Annotated in this window: 15 protein-coding genes; 8 read left to right on the top strand and 7 right to left on the bottom strand. The window is 70.4% G+C overall.

All coding sequences use genetic code 11. The features are described 5' to 3' along the window. The first annotated feature begins 232 nt into the window (after window positions 1-232). Window positions 233-2,155, top strand: coding sequence for a TonB-dependent receptor (locus tag HUA76_RS11615; protein WP_371823463.1), 1,923 nt, complete (start codon window positions 233-235; stop codon window positions 2,153-2,155). A gap of 3 nt (window positions 2,156-2,158) precedes the next feature. Here HUA76_RS11615 and HUA76_RS11610 read toward each other — a convergent pair whose 3' ends face one another. From HUA76_RS11610 to HUA76_RS11595, 4 genes are all read right to left on the bottom strand, one after another. Further along, window positions 2,159-3,490 carry a hypothetical protein gene (locus HUA76_RS11610; protein WP_174460846.1) on the bottom strand — a complete coding sequence of 444 codons (1,332 nt, stop codon included), beginning with the start codon at window positions 3,488-3,490 and terminating at the stop codon, window positions 2,159-2,161. A 101-nt stretch (window positions 3,491-3,591) separates the two neighbouring features. Further along, on the bottom strand, window positions 3,592-5,589 hold the full coding sequence (locus HUA76_RS11605; protein WP_141646281.1) for an ATP-dependent DNA helicase: 1,998 nt from the start codon (window positions 5,587-5,589) through the stop codon (window positions 3,592-3,594). Window positions 5,590-5,722: 133 nt separating this feature from the next. Next, entirely contained in the window at window positions 5,723-6,484 is a 762-nt protein-coding gene (locus HUA76_RS11600) for a hypothetical protein (RefSeq protein WP_141646282.1), read from the bottom strand. Then, window positions 6,481-7,476 (bottom strand): site-2 protease family protein, encoded by a 996-nt coding sequence (locus HUA76_RS11595; protein WP_141646283.1) that lies wholly within the window; start codon window positions 7,474-7,476, stop codon window positions 6,481-6,483. Before HUA76_RS11595 ends, HUA76_RS11600 begins: the two co-directional genes overlap by 4 nt. Window positions 7,477-7,691: 215 nt before the next feature. Here HUA76_RS11595 and HUA76_RS11590 point away from each other — a divergent pair, with 215 nt between their 5' ends. From HUA76_RS11590 to HUA76_RS11580, 3 genes are all read left to right on the top strand, one after another. Continuing rightward, window positions 7,692-8,039 carry a hypothetical protein gene (locus HUA76_RS11590; protein WP_141646284.1) on the top strand — a complete coding sequence of 116 codons (348 nt, stop codon included), beginning with the start codon at window positions 7,692-7,694 and terminating at the stop codon, window positions 8,037-8,039. Window positions 8,040-8,140: 101 nt separating this feature from the next. Then, window positions 8,141-8,941, top strand: a complete 801-nt coding sequence (locus HUA76_RS11585) for a hypothetical protein (RefSeq protein WP_141646285.1) — start codon at window positions 8,141-8,143, stop codon at window positions 8,939-8,941. A 42-nt stretch (window positions 8,942-8,983) separates the two neighbouring features. Beyond that, window positions 8,984-9,703, top strand: coding sequence for an HAD family hydrolase (locus HUA76_RS11580; protein ID WP_174454102.1), 720 nt, complete (start codon window positions 8,984-8,986; stop codon window positions 9,701-9,703). A gap of 59 nt (window positions 9,704-9,762) precedes the next feature. On the opposite strand, the gene HUA76_RS11575 is transcribed toward HUA76_RS11580, so the two are convergent. Next, window positions 9,763-10,245, bottom strand: a complete 483-nt coding sequence (locus HUA76_RS11575) for a transcriptional regulator (RefSeq protein WP_174454101.1) — start codon at window positions 10,243-10,245, stop codon at window positions 9,763-9,765. Between the two features lie 185 nt (window positions 10,246-10,430). On the opposite strand from HUA76_RS11575, the gene HUA76_RS11570 reads away from it, so the two are divergent. Further along, the gene (locus HUA76_RS11570) at window positions 10,431-11,300 is read left to right on the top strand and encodes a calcium-binding protein (RefSeq protein ID WP_174454100.1); all 870 of its coding nucleotides are present in this window, start codon (window positions 10,431-10,433) and stop codon (window positions 11,298-11,300) included. Window positions 11,301-11,431: 131 nt separating this feature from the next. Here HUA76_RS11570 and HUA76_RS46415 read toward each other — a convergent pair whose 3' ends face one another. Beyond that, the gene (locus tag HUA76_RS46415; protein ID WP_174461202.1) at window positions 11,432-12,196 is read right to left on the bottom strand and encodes an immunity 52 family protein; all 765 of its coding nucleotides are present in this window, start codon (window positions 12,194-12,196) and stop codon (window positions 11,432-11,434) included. A 477-nt stretch (window positions 12,197-12,673) separates the two neighbouring features. On the opposite strand from HUA76_RS46415, the gene HUA76_RS11560 reads away from it, so the two are divergent. Together HUA76_RS11560 and HUA76_RS11555 are read left to right on the top strand one after the other, a co-directional pair. Continuing rightward, the gene (locus HUA76_RS11560; RefSeq protein WP_254614205.1) at window positions 12,674-13,585 is read left to right on the top strand and encodes a lipid kinase; all 912 of its coding nucleotides are present in this window, start codon (window positions 12,674-12,676) and stop codon (window positions 13,583-13,585) included. A 52-nt stretch (window positions 13,586-13,637) separates the two neighbouring features. Beyond that, a complete protein-coding gene (locus HUA76_RS11555; protein WP_174460845.1) occupies window positions 13,638-16,520 on the top strand; it encodes a carboxypeptidase regulatory-like domain-containing protein in 2,883 nt (960 codons plus the stop codon). A gap of 61 nt (window positions 16,521-16,581) precedes the next feature. On the opposite strand, the gene hrcA is transcribed toward HUA76_RS11555, so the two are convergent. After that, window positions 16,582-17,613 carry a heat-inducible transcriptional repressor HrcA gene (hrcA, locus tag HUA76_RS11550; RefSeq protein ID WP_141646294.1) on the bottom strand — a complete coding sequence of 344 codons (1,032 nt, stop codon included), beginning with the start codon at window positions 17,611-17,613 and terminating at the stop codon, window positions 16,582-16,584. Between the two features lie 285 nt (window positions 17,614-17,898). Between hrcA and yedA the strand changes: the two genes are divergently transcribed. Beyond that, a complete protein-coding gene (gene yedA / locus HUA76_RS11545) occupies window positions 17,899-18,852 on the top strand; it encodes a drug/metabolite exporter YedA (RefSeq protein ID WP_371823462.1) in 954 nt (317 codons plus the stop codon). Window positions 18,853-19,015: the final 163 nt, after the last annotated feature.

Below are 19,015 nucleotides of genomic sequence, written 5' to 3'. Positions count from 1 at the left end.
ACCCACGGCGCCTGAGACGTCCCCTCGTGTCGCTGTCGATGCGCCCATGGAGCAGGTGGCGACCTCCCGCGCCTTCGCCGAGGCACCCTCACAGCACGAGGCGCCTGCTGCTCCCATCGCCGATGCGTCCACCGCGCCTGAGGTTCCATCAAGCACGGCGCTGCCCACAGCGACGCCGGAGACAAGTGCATCCTCGCGAACCGTCGTCACGGGCACGCGCCTTCCACGTCCCGTGCGAGATGTGCCCGCCACCACCGTGGTGCTGCCTCGCGAGGAAATCGACCGCAGTCCCTCGCTGACGCAGGACACCCTCGTCCGCTCCCTGCCCTCGGTCGCCACCTTCCGCCGCACGCCGAGCCTCGTCTCCGACCCGACCGCCCAGGGCCTCAACCTGCGCGGTCTCGCTCCGTCCGGTGTCGCGCGCACCCTCGTCCTGCTGGACGGCGTCCCCGTCAATGACCCGCTCGGGGGCTGGGTCTTCTGGCGCTCGCTCCCGCGCCTTGGACTGGACCGCATCGAGGTCGTCCCCGGTGGCGGCTCCGCCCTCTATGGCAGCTCCGCGCTCGGCGGCGTCGTGCAGCTCATCTCCCGCCCCATCACCGGCCCGGCGCTCGACGCGGACCTCTCCGCCGGCAACCGCGACACGGGCCTCCTCGCCGCGCGCGGTGCACACCGCTGGGGCCCCATCGCCGCCGCTGTCGAAACCGAGCTGCTCACCAGCAGCGGCTATCGCATCGTCACCCCGGGCCAACGCGGCGCCATCGACAGCGACACGCCCAGCAACCATGTCGTCCTCAACGGCCGCGTCGAAGCTCAACCTTCTGACGCGCTGACGCTGTCCGCTCGCGCCAACCTCTTCCGTGAGAACCAGAACGGAGGCACCCGCTTCACCACCGCTCGCGTGGAGCTGGCGCACTTCGGCGCGGGCGCGCGACTTCAAACCGACACACTGGGCACCTTCTCCCTGGACCTCTACGGCCGTGCCCTTCGCTTTGAACAGAACCGCGCACGCGTCGCCCAGGACCGCGCCGCTGAGTCGCTCGCCGCGTCCCAGGACGTGCCTGCTGATGACCAGGGTGCCTCACTCGTGTGGACCGCGCCGAGCTGGACGGCGGGTGGCACCCATCAGCTCTCCGCGGGCCTCGACGCTCGGCGGATGGCGGGCACATCCCGCGAGCAACTCTTCCCACCCACGCAGACCCCTGAAACCGTCCTCACCCGTGAAGCCGGCGGCACGCAGTGGACAGGTGGCGTGTTCCTCCAGGACCTCTACGCCATCACTTCCGCACTGGAGCTCTCGGCCGCGCTCCGCTTCGACGTCTGGCGCAACACGCAAGGGCTCCAACGTGTCGAGCGAGCCAACGGCGCGGTGGACACCACTCCTTTCGACGACCGCACCGAGCACCAGCTCAGCCCACGCCTGGGCGTGCGCCTGCGTCCCTGGGACGCCGTCACGCTGCGTGCCTCCGGGTATCGAGCCTTCCGCGCACCGACGCTCAACGAGCTCTATCGCCCCTTCCAGGTCGGCACCGTGTTCACCGCCGCGAACGCGAACCTCGGCGCGGAGCGCCTGTGGGGCGCGGAGGCTGGCGTGGAAGTCGAGCCCCTGCGCACCCTCACCGCCCGCGTCACCGGCTTCTGGAATGTGCTCGAGGACCCCATCACCAACGTCACCCTCCCCGACGGCACGGGCCGCGAGCGGCAGAACCTGGGTCGCGCCCGCGTGCGCGGCGTGGAGGCCAGCATCGACTGGCGACTGTCACGCCAGTGGACGACGCTCCTCGGATACACCTTCGTGGACCCCACCGTGACGGATGCGCCCGGCCAGCCGGCGCTCGTGGGCCGACAGCTCGCGCAGGACCCCAGGCATCGAGCCGCCGCCAGCCTCACCTTCGAGGACCCGTCCCTCGTCACCGCCACCGTGCAGCTCCGAGTCACCGGGCCTCAATACGAGGATGACCTCAATGAGCGCGGCATGGGTGGCGCGCTCGTCGTGGATGCGGCCGTCAGCCGGCGGCTCTTCTGGAAGGTGGACCTCTTCGCCGCGGTGGAGAACCTCTTCGACCGCGAATACCTCGCGGGCCGCGCGGGCGTGGACACGTTGGGCCCGCCCCTGCTCGCGCGCGTGGGCCTGCGACTTCGTGACGCGCCCTGAGCCTCACGGACACTGGCGCGAATAGCCGATGCGCCGGAGCATTCGCATCGGCTCCTGGGCTTCGACCAGTTCCGTGTACATCACATGCGCGCGGCCCTGTGCATCCACCTCCAGGGCCCAGTCGAAGAAGGGTGAATCGAGGAGGCTGGACTCCAGGTCGATGACCGTCTTCGGCGCCCAATCCCCCCGCGCGTCGTTCCGGTACTCCAACCGCTTCCCGAGATTGCGCAGCACATGAATCACCCCCGAGGCGGAGAACCTCAGCTCACCAGAAGACGACTCGAAGGGAAGGATGCTCGTCGACCACTCGCCTGGAGCACTCCGGCTGCTCAGCGACAAGACGCCCGCCTTCGCCCAAAGGATGTGCGGCACCCCCGCTGGTGACACCGCGATGACCGGATTCGCACCCGCCGCGGCCACCTGCTCCCTCACCCACGTCCCCGAGGCGTTCGTCGCGTAGAAGATGCCAGCGCGTCCAAGCACGGCGTCGTACTCATACGTCACATGGGCTTTGCCCTGGCCATCCGCGCGCAGCGACACGCGCGTGGAGAGCGACCCGAGCTCGATGCCCGTATCGATGACAGACAAATCACCAATACGACCCTGCACATGGTTGAGCCGGTGCTTCACCGCATCCACCAGGCTGATGGCATGCAGCCTGCCCTGCGCATCCAGGTCATGGGCACGCACCAGGCCACTCATCAGCCGAGCGTGCTCCCAGCGTCCCCCTGTGTGATGGAGGAAATCGGTGGGGACCACCTGCGCCAGGTCATCGGACCGCGGGCTGATGGCCAGGTGGACCTCACCCGCCGCATCCACGCGGATGCCACCCAACCACCACTGCCCTCCCGCGAAACCCGTCTCGGCGAAGACGCGCCAGGGCTTCGTCGTCACCACTCGCAGCACCGCGTCGGTGTACTCGACGAAGTACGCCTCACCGTCCGCATCCAGGGCGAACTGTGGATACCCCCTGTCTGCTCCCAGCGGCAGCACCGTGCGCGACTGCCAGCCGTCCTCGCAGTCGCTCCACGCCGTCATCCGCGCATCCACACCGCCATCCCCCAGCGGCCGGACGGGGATGTTCAGCCCACCGTCAGGCCCCGCGTCCTCGGAAAGCGGAATCCCACCATCCCGCCCACCGTCAGGCCCCGCGTCCGGCTCCCCGCCATCCGGCCCCTCCTTCCCACCGAGTTCATCCCCTCCGTCCGGTGAATCGCTCCCCGAGTCCGAGGGAGGCTCCCCCATGGGCACCAGCGAGATGGGCTCACACGCACACACCAACGCCACCGCGGCGAGCAGGACGAGGCGCAGGAAGGGAAGGACCAGACAGTCCACGTCAGGGCTCTGGGGTGTGCGGGGACAGCCGGTGAAACAGACCCGGCCGAAGGCATACGAAATGAGCGGAATTCTCGGGCAATTTCGCCCGGAAATTCAGCTCACTCCACCGAACGCAAGGACCGCACGGGGCGCACCGGGCCGTTGAACCAGCGGCTCAGCTCCACCAGGTCGTCCATCCGCCGCGCGTCCGGCAGGCTGGCCAGGAAGACCTGTCCATACGCCTTGGTGAGGATGCGCCGGTCCAACATCGCGACGATGCCCTTGTCGGACTGGGTGCGAATCAGGCGCCCGAAGCCCTGGCGCAGCGCCAGCGCCGCCTGGGGGAGCTGGTACTGCTCGAAGGGCTCCTCGCCCCGCGTCTGGAGCTGCTTGATTCGCGCGGCCACCAGCGGGTCACCCGGAGAGGCGAACGGGAGCCGGTCGATGATGACCAGGCTGAGCGCATCCCCCGGCACGTCCACGCCCTCCCAGAAGCTGTGCGCCGCGAAGAGCACGCTCGGCGTGTCGCGGAACGCCTCCAGCAACTGCGCCTTGGGCCGCTCCCCCTGGAGCAGCGCCTGATACGGCAGCCGTCCCGCCGCCAGCTCGTACGCGCGCACCATGTTGCGCAGCGACGTGAAGAGCACGAAGGCACGGCCCCCCGTCACCTGGCAGAGCTGGACGATTTCCTCCGCGGCCGCCTCGATGAAGCCAGGGGCGCTCGGGTCCGGCAGATGCGTGGGCAGATACAGCGCGGCCTGGCGCGGGTAGTCGAACGGGCTGGGCACCGCCAGCGTGCGCACGCGCGTCACCGTCTGGCCATCCTCGCCATACAGCCCCATGCGCCGGGCGAAGAAGTCGAAGCGGCTCTCCGCCGCCAGCGTGGCGGACGTGTACACCACCGTGTCGAGCGCGCCGTACATCCGCTCGCGCAGCTCCTTCGCGACGTCGATGGGACTGGCGCGCAGGAACAGCCCCTTGCCGCGCTGCTCCGCCCAGTACACGTGGTCCGACGACTCGGCCTTCTCCAGAAAGGAGAGCTGCTCCTCCAGTTCGTCCGCGCGGCGCGTAATCGCGGCCAGCTCCGGCTCGCGCTCGCCCGCGCTGAAGGCGGACAACGCGGCCAGGCCCTCGCGCACACCGCCCAGCGCGCTGGACAGCTTGCCCATCGCCTCCGGCTGAATCGAGACGGAGGCCTCGTGGCCCGACAACCCCAGCGCCCGGGGGGCCTGCGCGAAGAAGGCGTCCGCCCCGGTGCGCAGCCGCGCGGCCAGCGCGCGCAACATCGCGTGCCGCGAGTCGTCTTCCTTCAACGACGCCACCGCGTCGCGCGCCAGCTCTTCCATCCGGTAGTTGGAGACCCCCACGCCGAAGTGGCCGCTCGCCGCGTCCTCCAGCGCATGCGCCTCGTCGAAGACGACGGCCTCGTAGTACGGCAGCACGCCCTCGGTGCGCTTGCCGGAGCTGCGCAGCGACAGGTCCGCGAAGAAGAGGTGGTGGTTGACCACCAGCAGGTCCGCGCTCTCCGCGCGCTTGCGCATGCGCGTGACGAAACACGGCTCGTACAGCGGGCAGCGCGTGCCCACGCACGTCTCGGACGTGGTGGACAGCCGAGCCCACGCGCTGAACGACTCCGGCAGGTCCAGCTCGCTGCGGTCCCCGGTCTGCGTGTCCTCCGCCCACGCCTTGAGCTTGGGCCAGTACCGCGCCTCGTCGCGAGAGCCGAACTGCGGCTCCTTGGCGAAGGCGCCGTAGCGGTGCAGGCACAGGTAGTTGTTGCGCCCCTTGAGGTAGGCGGCCTCGAAGGTGAGCCCCATCTTCTCGCGCAGGAGCGGCAGGTCCTTGAAGAAGATCTGGTCCTGCAGCGTCTTCGTCGCCGTGGACACCACGACGCGGCGGCCCGACAACAGCGCGGGCACCAGGTAGGCGAGCGTCTTGCCCGTGCCCGTGCCCGCCTCCGCCAAGAGGTAGCTGCGCTCCGCGAAGGCCCGCTCCACGGCGCGCGCCATCTGGAGCTGCTCCGGCCGGTGCTCATACGCGGGCAGGGCCACCTGGAGCGCGCCCCCCGGACCGAGCAGGCTGTCGACGGTGAGTGACGGAGAGACGGGAAGCGTCATCGGGAGTGGCGAGCCTCGCGGGAGCGGCCCGACACGATAGCAGCCAGCCGCGCCCCAGGCCCGTTTCCATCCACCATCCATGCCCCACGCCCGCATGGCCGGCCGCCCCGCGGGGGAGTCGCCGCCCGCCGCGTCAGGGCAGGTCGCTGAAGAAGAGCAGCCGCACGCGCTGGATGATGAACGTGAAGAGCACCAGCACCACCAGCGAGAGCGCCGCGATGGCCGCCGCTCGCAGCCGCCGCTTGCCTGGCGACACCTCCGAGGACTCCACCTCCGTGGGCACCACCAGGGTGGCCCGCCGCACCACTTCCTCCCGCGCCCGGTGCGCCACGGCGTCGTCCGGCGCCCGCGCCAGCCGCACCCGGTACAGGCGGCCCGCCGAGGCCAGCTCCCCGCGACCCATGGCCAGGGTCAGCAGCCTGTCGTGCGCCTCCCACTCCTCCCAGTGCTCCGCCAGCGAGCGCCACGCCCCCATCAGGTCGTCCGAGGGCTTGTGCTCCTCCGCCATGAAGTTGGCGTACACCAGCCCGCACTGCGCGCAGGACGTGTCCACCTCCCGCCGCGGCGACACGCACTTGGGACAGTGTCCCGGCGGAGGCGTGAAGAGCGCCTCGTCGTCCAGCGTCACCGGCACCGCCGAGCCCCGCACCACCCGCAGGGCCGGCGTGCTGGCGCGCGCGGGCAGCGGCGGCACCGACGCCGTCGCGTCCTCCACCGAGGACTGCGTCGAGCCGGAGCCCTCGCCCGACAGCGCCGGGGACACCGAGAGCGGCAGCGACGCACGCGCGCGGCTCTCCGCGCCACACCGCTGGCACGACACCACCAGCCCGCCCCCCTCCATCCGGAAGGACTCCAGGGGGATGAGCCGCTCACAGGCTTCGCACTGGAACTTCATGACACCACCTGACGCAGCGGCACGGGCATCGCGCAGCCGATGAGGGCCAAGAGGCACAGCGCGCAGATGAGCTTGCGCGTGGGACTGAGGGGCTCCAGCGGCGCCACGACGTCAGGGTGCCCGAAGCCCACCACCTTGCTCGTCACCAGGAGCCACAGGCCCCAGGACGCGGTGACGAAGAGCGTGAGGAACAAGAGCAGCGCGGCCATGGCCCGCCCCACCCAGTGCGCGTGACGGCCCAGCAGGGCGAAGGCCAGGTGCCCGCCGTCCAGCTGTCCCATGGGCATCAGGTTGAGCAGCGTGACGAGCAGGCCGAACCAGCCCGCGATGACCACCGGATGTACCAGCACGTCCTTTCCCTCCGGCAAGGGCCCCAGCGCCAACCACGTCAGCCCCCGCATCAGCAGGCTGTCACCAAACAGGGTCTGCACGCCATGAAACGTCTCTTCCGGAGCGGCGGGCGCGTGCGTCAGCTTCGCCATCACCCAGGTGAACAAGTCCTTGCCGTACGCCCACAGCGACATCTCGCCGGGGAATTGCGAGGGCACGTGGGGCGCGTCCACCACCGTGGAGTGCGCAAGCCCCCAGTAGAGGATGGGCAGCGCCACCACCAGGCCCGCCAGCGGTCCCGCCGCGCCAATATCCACCAGCGCGTTGCGGTGCGGGATTCGGTCCCGGATGCGGATGACGGCGCCCAGCGTGCCCACGCCCAGCACGGGCAACGGGATGAAGTACGGCAGCGACGTGTCCACGCGGTGGATGCGCGCGAGCACGTAGTGGCCCATCTCGTGAGTGCCCAGGATGGCCAGCAGCGACAGGCTGAAGGACAGCGCGCGCATCGCCGCTTCCCGGGAGACCTCGTCCGGCGAGTACGGCCGCTGGAAGTGGAAGTACAGCAGGTACGAGGTGAAGGTCGTCACCACCGTCAGCAGCAGCAGCAGCAGGTGAATCCAGTACCGGGGCGCGGGACGTGCGGCGGGGACGATGTCCATTCGGAAGCCTCGGGGTTTGGGGCTAGCAAGGCGAGATGTGCATTGCAACGCGAGCGCGCTCACCCAACGGGCGTACAGTGTGTCCGGACGGACCTTGACATGGAGTCGACATCTGGTACGTACCCCGGCGCTTGAGGTCCCATTCAAACGGACGAGCGTTCCCTTCACGGGGGTGCTCGACCACCGTCCAAGCAACACTCAACGAGGGGAAAACCATGAAGAAGCTCATCCTGTCCGCCGTTGCCGCGTCCAGCCTCATCGGCTGCACCAGCGTCGAGAGCGCTGTTGTCTCCGGCACCGAAATCGCGGCGAACGGTGAGGCCGTGGCCGTCATCCAGACCAACGCGCTGGGCCTGACCGCCATCTTCCACATCATCGACATCGTCCAGAGCGACCTGGACACCGTGGTGAACAAGCTCCTGATCGCCGAGGCGAAGGCGATGGGCGCGTCCAAGGTCGACCTGAAGTCGGCGTCCACCACCCCCCGTCACGGCATCTACGCCCTGTTCGGCACCATCATCGGCATCACCTCCTCCACGGCCACCGGCGTGGCGGTGAAGTAGTCAGGCCGCCGGCCCTCACGGCGGCACCTTTCGGGAGGCCCCCTGGCGACAGGCGGGCCTCCTTGCTTTTCAGCCCCCCTCCTGCCTCACTTTCTCATTCCATGCGCCTGCGCCTCTTCGTGCCCTGTGTCCTCCTCGCCCTCGCGGGCTGCCCACGAAAGACGGACGACACCGCGGCGCTGGCCGCTCAGGTGAAACAGCGGCTGGCGGAGCGGGACACGAAGCTCGGCGGGTATCACATCGCCGGCACGGTGAAGGACGAGGGCCAGGACGAGGTGCCCTTCTCGTTCGACTACCGCGCGCCCCAGCGCATGCGCGGCACGCTGGGCACTCCCGCCACGCGCATCTTCTCGTGGGACGGCACCCACCTCTTCGAGCAGTTGGACGGCGAGAAGCGCTTCACCACGTTCAAGTCGGAGCTGCCTCCCGCGAAGCTCGCGGGCTTCCTCACGGAGACCTTCGGCGTCTTCACGCCCGAGGGCTTCCGCGCGCCGCTCGTGTCCCACGGCGCCACCCTGCGCCGAGTGAAACATCCCCGCGCGCCAGAAGCCGTGGAGCTGGCGGTGACGCTGGGGGGCGAGGCCCAGGGCCTGGAGCTGGTGTACGTGCTGCGCTGGCCGGGGCTCGACTTCCTGGACAAGCGCTCGCGCGCGCCGGACGGCACGCAGGCGGAGGTCCGCATGGAGGAGGAGCACTGCGACGCGGCCCTGGCACTGTGCGTCCCCCGGCGCCTCACCCGGTGGCTGGGGGGGCGGAAGGTCGGGGAGACGGTGCTCTCGCGTGTGGAGCTGAACAGCCCGCCGCCCAATGACACCTTCACCCTCACGGCACCAGAGGGCTACGATGTGAAGACACGAACACTGGTGGAGGCGACCCCAGAGAACCCGCCCACGGGCGGTTGACCGCCACCTGGGGCGTCCCCACTTTGGCCCGGGAGGCGCGCGATGGTGGAGAACGTCATCTTCGACGTCGATGGAACGCTGGTGGACTCGGTGGACGAGCACGCCGAGGCGTGGCGACGTGCGTTCCTGCACTTCGGCAGGGATGTCCCGTTTGCCCATGTGCGCAGTCAGATTGGCAAGGGAGCCGACCAGCTCATCCCCGTCTTCTTCAACGACGACGAGCTGGAGCGCTTCGGCAAGGAGCTGGAGGAGTATCGCTCCGCGCTGTTCCTGCGGGAGTTCCTGCCCAAGGTGAGGCCCCTGCCTCGCGTGAGGGAGCTGTTCCAGCGGCTGCGTCAGCACGGCCGACGCTTGGCCCTGGCCTCCAGCGCGAAGGACGAGGAGCTCCAGTACTACGTGCGGCTGTGCGGCATCGAAGGCCTGTACGAGACCCAGGCGAGCAAGGACGAGGTGGACAAGAGCAAGCCTCACCCGGACATCTTCGAGAGCGCGCTCGCCAGGCTGGGCCGCCCCGCGCCGGACGTCACGGTGGTGGTGGGCGACACGCCCTATGACGCGCTCGCCGCCGGCAAGCTGGGCCTGTCCACCGTGGGCGTGCTGGCCGGAGGCTTCTCTCCGGAGGACCTGCGTTCCGCGGGCTGCCGCATCCTGGTGAAGGACCCCTCGGAGCTGCTGCGGCTGGCCGAGGACTCCTCGGTCGACTGGCCGTGGAACGGACCTGGCGCCACGCCGCCGGCCTCCAAGGACGAAGAGCCTCGCTGAAGCAGCGCGTTCGCGCCCCACCTCGAGCACACCGAGGATGGAGCGCGAGCCGCGCGCGACTACCTGCGCGAGCCGCCCCGGCCGCGTGAGCCGCGCGTTCCGGTGGTGCCGCGACGGGAAACACCTCGGGTGCTCTTGCGAGCCGTGCCACGCTTGGAGCGCGTGCTCGTGGAAGTCTTGCGAGCCGTGGCCCGGCGTCCGGCGACGCGACGCGCGGTGGACTTGCTCCCGGAGCGCGTGGCGCGCACGGGCTTGCGCGTCCTCGAAGCAGCCGCCTTGCGAGCCGACGCGGACCGCTGCGCGGCGGTGCGCTTGCGCGCGGCCTTCTTCGCGGCGGCGCGCACCTTGGGGCGGCGCCGGGCCATCTTGGCCTTGCTGCCGGAGCCACCCTTCATCCCACCACCGGTGGCCTTGTTCACCGTGGCCCAGGCCCGAGCCGCCGCCGTCTTGTCCGACGTGCCGCGAGCCTCGTAACCCTTCTCGATTTTCTCGGCCATCCGCTTCTGTTTCGCCGTGTACTTCGCCTTGCTTCCTCGTGCCATGCATCGCCCTCCAGGCCTTGCGCTTCACCGGCGCGGAGCCGGCCGCGCCTGAAAGGTGTGCAGCCACCCTGGCACACGGAAGGGGCGCGACGGCCACCTCTGTCCCTCCGCAACTTCTTCCGACGCACCGGGTTTCAGCAAAGCGAGGCCGGACACCGCCGCACTTCGAACCTGGAGCCATCCCCATGAAACGAGTCACCGCTCACCGTCGCATCCTCGCCGCCGCGCTGTGTTTCACCCTGCCCTTCGGGCTCACCGCCTGCGGCGATGACGTACCAGACGAGACCACTCGGTACGTGGGCGAGGCCGCGTCGTATCTCACCGCGGCCGAGGAGGACGGCGCGCTGGGCGCGGACGCGGTGGCGGACACGGACGCGACACAGCAGGGGGCCATGGCCGACGAAGACGTGAGTGGCCTGGAGATGGAGCCCACCGACGACGGGAAGGCGTGCGACTTCAGCGAGCACCGGCGGACGGTGATGGCGAAGTACGACGACGACGGGGATGGCGCGCTGAACGCGCGGGAGCTGCGCGAGCTGAAGGCGGACGTGGGTGAGCGGCGCGACACCTTGCGTCCCCGGCTGGCGCAGCTGGGCCGCCGCGCGCGGCACTGGGCCTTCTGGCGCGTGCGCTGGGCCTTCGACGAGAACGGCGACGGCGTACTGTCCGCCGAGGAGCGCACCGCGCTGGTGGACGCCATGGAGGCGCGCTGCCAGCGCCTGCGCACCGAGCGCCTGGAGCAGCACGACACCAACGGGGACGGGACACTGGACGAGGCGGAGCGGCAGGCGGCGCGGGAGGCTCGGCGCGCCCGCTGGGAGGCCCGGCGCCAGGAGCGGCTGGGCACGTACGACGCGAATGACAACGGTGTGCTCGATGCGGGTGAGCGTGTCGCGCTGAGGCAGGACCGGGTGGAGGCCGCCCAGGAGCGCCGGGCGACACTGCTGGCCACGTACGACACCAACGGTGACGGCCGCCTGAGCACGGAGGAGGCCCTCCCGCTGCGTCAGGACATCCAGCGCCGCATCATCGAAGGACGCGACGCGGAGGGCTGAACCTCTGCACGAGACAACCCAATTCCGAGGCAGGAGCGCCCTGACCCGCGACTTTTCTGGGAGTCTTGGACCTCCGCCGTCCCGCCCGCGTTGAGGAGCCGAGCAGCGGGCGACTCGGCTCCCCCACTCTTCTACGGTGGGGGCTGAAGCGGCTTCACGAGCCCGGCCCGCGCCAGCAGCTCCCGCACGCGCCTCGACAGCGCCACGTGCTCCGGGTTGGCCACCGTGAAGCGTTCCGGCGTCAGAACGATGAGCGTACCCTTGTCCTCGACCGGCTCAACGCGCACGGGAGCGGGAAGCGGGGGCACCGTGCCCCATTGACGGGCGAGGTACGTCACCCAGCCCACCCAAATGTCGGCTTTGCCTTCTTCATCGTCCATATCCCGGTGCGCACGAGACATGACCACCGCCCAGTCAGGCTCCCAGGCCACCGCCATGGCGCGCACCACTTCGGTCAGCACGGATGCCGCGAGGATTCGCTCCGCGTTCTTCCCCGGGTAGGGAAGTGACAGTAAGCATGCATTGTCGGTGCTGCATCCGACGTAGCCCCCGCACTGCATTCTCACTGAGACAAAGTTTGAGCCGGCGCCGTCGTTGTATGCCGAGACGGTCCAACCCAACTCTTCAATGGGGGGCCCGCCGGAATCTCGGTTGACGCCGCGCCGGAACGCCTCCGTCAAGGTGGGGAGGTCAGGGGGCATGAGGGGGACTTTCCGTCCCTTTCGCGGCTTGGGAAGCTTGTTCCAGTTCGCCAGCAGGGGGTCACACGCGGCCAGCATGTTGAGGAAGGTCCCTGCTCGTCGGGCGCACTCCTCTGGGGATTCCCGTCTCGGCCCCCAGTGGGCACCAGCGTAGTAGCTCTCAGGGTAGGCCCTGGGCGCGGATGGAACGGTCATGATTCGCTCTTCTGAGGGTACCAGGGGACGTGCCAGGGTGTGGATGGCGGTGATCTCCTTGTAGCCATCGAACTTCACGCCACCGCTGTTCCTGCCCACGCCACCCACCCAGGAGGCGTCATCGTAGGAGTGTCCTGAAATCTGTTCCTGGTACGCCCGAGCACGAGGGGACACGCCCTTGCTCGCGTGGGGCCATACAGGGGCAAAGGCCGTGGGGTGAAAAGGCTCGCGACCGCTGATGATTGCGAACCCTTTCAAGTGGACGCGGAGGGCTGAACCCTCGCCTCCCAGCTCGCCCCCCGCGTCCCCAGGGATGTCGCATGACCGCTGTCTTTCGGTCCTCTTCCCCCGGAGACCGCTGGCCCCTTCGGCTCCGCGTGCACACCTTTTCCCGCACGCAGCAAGGAGGAGGTCCCCCTGGAACCCGCGCTCATCGAGCCTCCACGCCGGCTGGCCCCGGACGACGGGCCGGCGGCCCTGGTGGTCAACACGCAGTCCCGCTCGGGCAGGGAGGCCTATTCGCTCGCCCGGGACGCCCTCGCCTCGCGGGGCGTCATCCTGACGGAGAGCCACGCGCTGTCGAAAAGCGGACGGCTGCGCCGAGTGCTGGAGCAGATGCTGGCGCGCGGCACTCGCCGCATCCTCGTCGGGGGCGGAGACGGAACGCTGAGCGGCGCGGTGGCACATCTGCTGGGGCGCGACGTGACGCTGGGCGTGCTGCCGCTGGGCACCGGCAACGACTTCGCTCGCTCCCTGGGCATCCCTCCCGACGTGGAGTCCGCGTGTGACGTCATCGCGAAGGGCTATGCGGCGCGCGTGGACGTGGGGCTCGCCAACGGACGACCCTTCCTCAACGCGGCGAGCCTGGGCCTGGCCGCCGCGATTGCCCGGCGACTGACGAAGCGCCTGAAGCAGCGCGCGGGCAGGCTGGCCTATCCGGTGGCCGCCGCCGCCGAGGCGAAGGACCTGCGGCCCTTCCGCATCCGCATCAAGGCGGATGAACAGGAACTGGAACTGGATGTGCTCCAGCTCGTGGTGGGCAATGGGCGCTACCACGGCGCGGGCAACATGGTGGCGCCCGATGCGCGCCTGGATGACCGACGACTGCATGTCTATGCCGTCGCCGCGCCCTCCTCGACCTCCGGCAGGGACGGCACGGGCCTGGGCCAGCTCCAGGACCTGGCCACGCTCGCGCGCGTGGCGCTGTCGGTGCGCTCCGGGGAGCACGGGGAGAACCCCGCCGTCACCTCGCTGCTCGCCGTGCGGCTGTATGTGGAGGCCACGCCTCCGCAGGAAGTGAACGCGGACGGAGAGCTCGTCGGCATGACGCCCATGCGCTTCGAGGTGGCCCCCGCGGCCCTGCGCGTCTACGCGCCCGCGCCCTCCTGAATTCCGAAATGACCCAGGCTGTCCTAGGCTGGCGTCCTCCCGAGGACGAGCCATGCGCCTGCGGTCCCAACGTCCCATCTTCTTCGCCGCCCTCCTCGCCATCGGCGCGGTGTTGTTGCTCTGGTTCCGCGTCCCGAGGCCCGGCACGCCCTCCGACCCGGCGCCCTCCGCGCCTCGCGAGACGCAAGCCTCCTCCAGCGGCGGTGGCGTCACCGCCCGCGCCGAGTCCGTGTCCGCCGCGGTTCGCGACGAGCCCGCGGCCCCCGACGAAGGCGCCTTCGTGGTGCGCGTGGTGGGCGCGTCCGGTCCGGTTGCGGGCGCGAACGTGCGGGCCTGGCGCAAACAGTCGAAGGACCTCGTCGATGCGGCGGCGTCCTCCTGGCGGCTCGCGGCCGAGGGCACCACGGGCGAGGACGGCACGCTGCGGCTGCCCACCCGGCCGGGCGACTACCTGCTGTCCGCGCACGCCGAGGGCCATGCTCCCGCGCGGCGCGAGGCGACGCGACCCGCGGGTGAAGCGGAGACATCCGTCGAGCTGACGCTGAGCGCGGGCGTGACACTCCAGGGTCGCACGGTGGCGGAGAACGGCGGTGAGCCGGTGCCGCTGGCGGAGGTGACGCTGCATCCGTACCCGGGCGCCGCCATCGCCTGGGCGGAGCCCGCGGCGATTGCCGAGGAAGCCGTGACGGCGACGAGTGACGAGCGCGGCCAGTTCCAGTTCACCGGACTGGCTCCAGGCCGCTATGGCCTCACGGCCGAGGCGCCGGGCTTCAGCCGCCGCACGCTGCGCTTCCTCCACGTGCCCCAGCAGGGAGAGCTGGTGGTGGGGTTGTGGGGCGCGGGCACGCTGGAGGGCTTCGTGGTGGACGGGAAGGGCCAGCCCGTCACCGGCGCGCAGGTGACGGCCTCGGGAGGAAGAGCGCCCGTGAGCACCACTTCGAGCGAAGGCGGCGGCTTCGCGCTCGAGGTCGGCGGTGGCGACTGGGTGCTGTCCGCGCGACATGGCGACGCGGTGGGCCGCGTGCCCGGCACGCTGTTCGTGGCGCCGGGCGAGACGCTGCGCGGCCTCACCGTGGCGCTGGGCTCGACGAGCGGACTGACCGGACAGGTGAGGTCTACCGGCGATGAGGCACCGGTGCGCGGCGCGGTGCTGGTGGTCAGCCCCACGGGAGCCGACGGTGAGCTGGCGCGCACCACATCCGGAGGCGAGGGCATCTACCGGCTGGGCCTGCCTCCTGGTGAGTACGACGTGCAGGTCCACGCTCCGGGCTTCGCCAGCGCCACGCATGACGGCGTGGTGGTGTCCGAGGGTGCCCACGCGACGCTCGACGTGAAGCTGGAGCCGGCCACCGCCGAGGTCGAGGGAGTGGTGGTCAACCCCCAGGGTCAGCCGGTGGCGGGCGCGGAGGTGCGAGCCCAGCCGCCGCGCAACGGCGGGGGCGCGGCGGCCACCACGCGCACGGACTCACAGGGTGCGTACACGCTGAGCGGGCTGGTGCCCGGACGGACGTCGGTGCGCGCGCGGCGCGATGGCTCGCAGGGATGGACCAGCCGCACGGAGACCTTGAAGGCCGGCACGCGCACGCGCGTGGACCTGACGCTGACCGAGTCCGGCATGGTCCAGGGCGTGGTGAGGCAGTCCTCGGGCAAGCCCCTGTCCGAGCCCGCGGTGGTGCGCGCGGTGCCACGCGGCGCGCCCGGCGGCACCTCCGACCTGGCGTGGGCAGAGACGGACGCGGCGGGGCTGTACCAGTTGGAGCTGCCGGCGGGCGTGTACCAGCTCACCGCCGTGCTGCCCCGCGCGCGCTTCATCTACTTCCAGGATGACGACCCCAGCGTGACGGTGCAGGCGGGGAGCGCCGTGCAGCAGGACCTGGTGCTGGTGGAGGAGCGCGGCATCTCCGGCACGGTGCGCGAGCCCTCTGGAGCGCCCAGCCCCTTCGCCGTCGTGGCCGCGGTGCAGGGGGGAGACATGCCCTTCACCATGCGCGTGCAGGCGGACGAGAACGGAACGTTCGCCATTCCCACGCGGCCGTCGGGTGCGCCTCCGCTGCAGGAGCTGGCGGCCCACAACGGTGGGCGCGTGGTGAGGGTGCCCTCGGTGCGCGAGGGCCAGGGGTTGATGGACCTGCGCCTGAAGCCCGCGGCCCACCTGCGCGGCCGGGTGGTGGCGCGCGGTGGAGCGGTGCCCGCGGGCTTCACGTTGAGGCTGACGGAGGACAACGGCGAGGAGCTTCCATGGGAGCCCCTGGCGCCGTCCACGCGGCGCTTCAGCGGAGACACCTTCGAGATGAGGGATGCGCCCGGGCAGGTGGTGAAGGTGCATGTCCAGACGCAGGACGGGCGCACCGGTTCGGCGAGGGTGGCACTGGAGCCGGGCGGCAGCGCGAACGTGGAGGTGTCACTCTCGACGGGAGGCGCGGCCTCCATCATCGGGCGCGCGGTGTGGAGTCGGGGTGGTGGTCCGGCCGCGGGTGTGGCGGTGTTCCTGGACCGCGCGGTGACGGCCAGGCCTGACACCGTCACCGGCGTGGACGGCCGCTTCCATCTGGACGAGGTCCGACCCGGTCCGCACACCGTGAGGCTGATGCCGCCCGAGGGGCGCGTGGAGACGCACTCCGTGAAGGTGACGGAGGCGGAGACCTCGGACCTGGGCGACGTGACGGTGTCCCCGCGCCGCGCGACCCCGGGCACCGTGGGCGCGGGGTTCAGCGAGGAGCGCGGTCAGGTGGCCGTGGCGTGGCTGACGCCGGATGGGCCCGCCGCGCGCGCGGGTGTGGCGGTGGGTGACCGGTTGCTCGCGGTGGACGGGCTCGTCGTGCGAGACAGGTCGGAAGCGGAGGCGCGCACCCGAGGCGCTCCCGGTACACCCGTGCGCCTCCAGGTACGGCGCGAAGGCGGAGAGCGCGAGCTGCAGGCCACTCGCGCGGAGTGAGGAGGGCCGCAGCTTCGCTCGCACGCGCGGGGGTCCTCCCCTCCGCGCGATGTGGTGCCAGCTACACCTTCTCCAGCACGCGCGACAGCACCTGCGCGGTGAAGTTCACCAGCGGAATCACGCGGCGGTAGTCCATCCGCGTGGGGCCGATGACGCCCACCGTGCCGAGCACCTGCTCCTGGTTGCCGTAGGGGCTGGCGATGACAGACACATCACCCGCGGCGGAGAAGTCGCTCTCCGCGCCGATGAAGATCTGCATCTCGTTGGCGCGCTGCACCTGGTCCAGCAGCGACAGCAGACGGTGCTTCTCGTCCAGCGTCTTGAAGAGCGCGCGCATGCGCTCCACGTCCGCGAACTCCGGCTGCTCCAGGAACGAGTTGGTGCCCTGGATGAGCACGCGCTCCGTCGTCGGCAGGTCCGTGGCCGCGGCCCCCAGCTTGAGCGCCTTGGCCGTCATCGCGTTGTAGAGCGCCTGCTCCTGGTCCATCTCCGAGCGGATGCGCTCACGCGCCTCCTCCAGCGGAACCTCGTGCAGGAGCTCCGACAGGTAGTTGCTCGCCCGCATCAGCTCGTCCGAGGTGATGGGGAAGTCGACAGTGATGGCCTTGTTGTGCACCTGCCCGCTCTGCCCCACCAGGATGGCGAGCACCCGGTCCTCGCGCAGACGGACGAACTCGATGCGACGGAACACCGCGGACTCGGGCCGAGGCGTCACGACGACGCCCGCGTGCCGCGTCAGCGAATGCAGGAGGCGACTGGCATCCCCCAACACCTCTTCCAGATTCGCGTCGTGGAAGAGGCCCGCGTGGATGAGCTCCCTGTCTCGCGGCGTGGGGTCCTTCAGCTTGACCAGCGTGTCCACGTAGAAGCGATAACCCGCGTCAGTGGGCACCCGGCCCGCGGAGGTGTGCGGCTTCTCCAGGAACCCCAGCTCCTCCAGATCCGCCAGCACGTTGCGCATCGTGGCCGAGGAGACCTCGAACCCAGGCCGGCGAGCGAGCTGCTGGCTCCCTACCGGCCCGCCCGTGGAGATGTACTCCTGCACCACGGCCCGGAGGACTTCCTTCTCGCGTTCACCCAGCTCTTCGGACATCCAGGGGCTCTCACTCTGAAGCATGCGGCCAGCCACCGCGCCGCGAGCGCTCCACGAGACCCAAGTGTAAGAAAGCCTGTCCGTGGGTTCAATCCACGTCGGAAGGAGACATGCGGCCGAAGGGTGGTCCCCGCCCTCGCACCACCCACCGGGGAGCCAGGCGGGCGCCGCCGCATCCAACCTGGCGCGCACTCGCACTGTACCGCCCGACGACTCCACCGACTGTGGGGTACGGCAATGCGTACATGGCCCGTGGGGAGGTCGGACGCTACAAGCCGCGCCACCGTGTCCGCCTCGTCCGCCGCCTCGTCCCTGTCCACGCCTTCCACTCCCGCCCTCTCCCCCGTCGCGGCCCCTGTCGCCGGTGACGCGCTCCAGTCGGGTGCCTCGCGCGGCCGCATCCTGCTGTGCCTCGTGACGCTGTACCTCGTTTGGGGCTCCACCTATCTGGCCATCCGCTGGGTACTCCAGGGTGGCATGACGCCATTCCTCGCATCAGGAACGCGCTTCCTGCTGGCGGGAGCGCTGTTGTTCGGCGCGATGTGGCTCAAGGGCTCGCCGGTGCCGACCGCGCGACAGTGGGGCTCCAGCGCGGTGGTGGGACTGCTGCTCTTGGGTGTGGGCAACGGCGGGCTCGTGTTCGCGCAGCAGTGGGTGCCCTCCGGCGTGGCGGCGCTGGTGGTGGGCAGCCTGCCCATGTGGTCGGCGCTGTTCGGTGGACTGTTCGGCCAGTGGCCCGGAAAGCTGGAGCGCTGGGGACTGGCGGTGGGGTTTGGCGGCATCATCCTGCTGAACCTCGGGGGCGAGCTGGGCGGGAGTGGGTGGGCCACGCTGGCCCTGCTGGTGTCGCCGATGAGCTGGGCGCTGGGCTCCGTGCTCGGACGCCGCATGCCGATGCCCCAGGGGATGATGGCGCCCGCGGCGCAGATGCTGTGCGGTGGCGCGCTGATGCTGACCTTCGGGCTCCTGCGTGGCGAGCACCTGACGGCCATGCCGGATGCGCGCGCGCTCGCGGCCTTCGCGTACCTGGTCACCTTCGGCTCGCTGGTAGGCTACACCGTTTACGGCTACCTGATGCGGCACACGAGCCCCTCGGTGGCCACCAGCTACGCGTACGTCAATCCGGTGGTGGCGGTGCTCCTGGGCGTCGTGTTCGCGGGCGAGTCGATGAGCCCCCTGTCGTGGGTCGCCATGGCCGCGATTCTGGGCGCCGTCGTGCTGCTGACCCGCAAGCGCTGAGCACCTCGCGCGGACGCATCACCAGAATGTCTGGCGTCAGCGAAGACCACTCGCGGAAGACCACTCGCGGACCCTGCGTGCTCGGAGGTCCGCACGTCGCGTGACACCCCGGACGAGAAGGGGCAGACGGCGCTTGACGCTGGTGCCCTCCCTCGCTGTTTAA

This window comes from Myxococcus sp. CA056 (assembly GCF_013336715.1).
In the GTDB taxonomy this organism is placed as follows: Bacteria; Myxococcota; Myxococcia; order Myxococcales; family Myxococcaceae; genus Myxococcus; species Myxococcus llanfairpwllgwyngyllgogerychwyrndrobwllllantysiliogogogochensis.
Note: the sequence above shows the minus strand (reverse complement) of the source record. Positions and strands in the feature narration are given on the sequence as shown.

Excerpts from the sequence above, each read along its gene's own strand:
- HUA76_RS11575 (WP_174454101.1), bottom strand. The coding sequence starts at position 10,245 with ATGGCACGAGGAAGCAAGGCGAAGTACACGGCGAAACAGAAGCGGATG.
- HUA76_RS11580 (WP_174454102.1), top strand. The coding sequence starts at position 8,984 with ATGGTGGAGAACGTCATCTTCGACGTCGATGGAACGCTGGTGGACTCG.
- HUA76_RS11555 (WP_174460845.1), top strand. The coding sequence starts at position 13,638 with ATGCGCCTGCGGTCCCAACGTCCCATCTTCTTCGCCGCCCTCCTCGCC.
- HUA76_RS11595 (WP_141646283.1), bottom strand. The coding sequence starts at position 7,476 with ATGGACATCGTCCCCGCCGCACGTCCCGCGCCCCGGTACTGGATTCAC.
- HUA76_RS46415 (WP_174461202.1), bottom strand. The coding sequence starts at position 12,196 with ATGACCGTTCCATCCGCGCCCAGGGCCTACCCTGAGAGCTACTACGCT.
- HUA76_RS11570 (WP_174454100.1), top strand. The coding sequence starts at position 10,431 with ATGAAACGAGTCACCGCTCACCGTCGCATCCTCGCCGCCGCGCTGTGT.
- HUA76_RS11585 (WP_141646285.1), top strand. The coding sequence starts at position 8,141 with ATGCGCCTGCGCCTCTTCGTGCCCTGTGTCCTCCTCGCCCTCGCGGGC.
- HUA76_RS11600 (WP_141646282.1), bottom strand. The coding sequence starts at position 6,484 with ATGAAGTTCCAGTGCGAAGCCTGTGAGCGGCTCATCCCCCTGGAGTCC.
- HUA76_RS11590 (WP_141646284.1), top strand. The coding sequence starts at position 7,692 with ATGAAGAAGCTCATCCTGTCCGCCGTTGCCGCGTCCAGCCTCATCGGC.
- HUA76_RS11605 (WP_141646281.1), bottom strand. The coding sequence starts at position 5,589 with ATGACGCTTCCCGTCTCTCCGTCACTCACCGTCGACAGCCTGCTCGGT.
- hrcA (WP_141646294.1), bottom strand. The coding sequence starts at position 17,613 with ATGTCCGAAGAGCTGGGTGAACGCGAGAAGGAAGTCCTCCGGGCCGTG.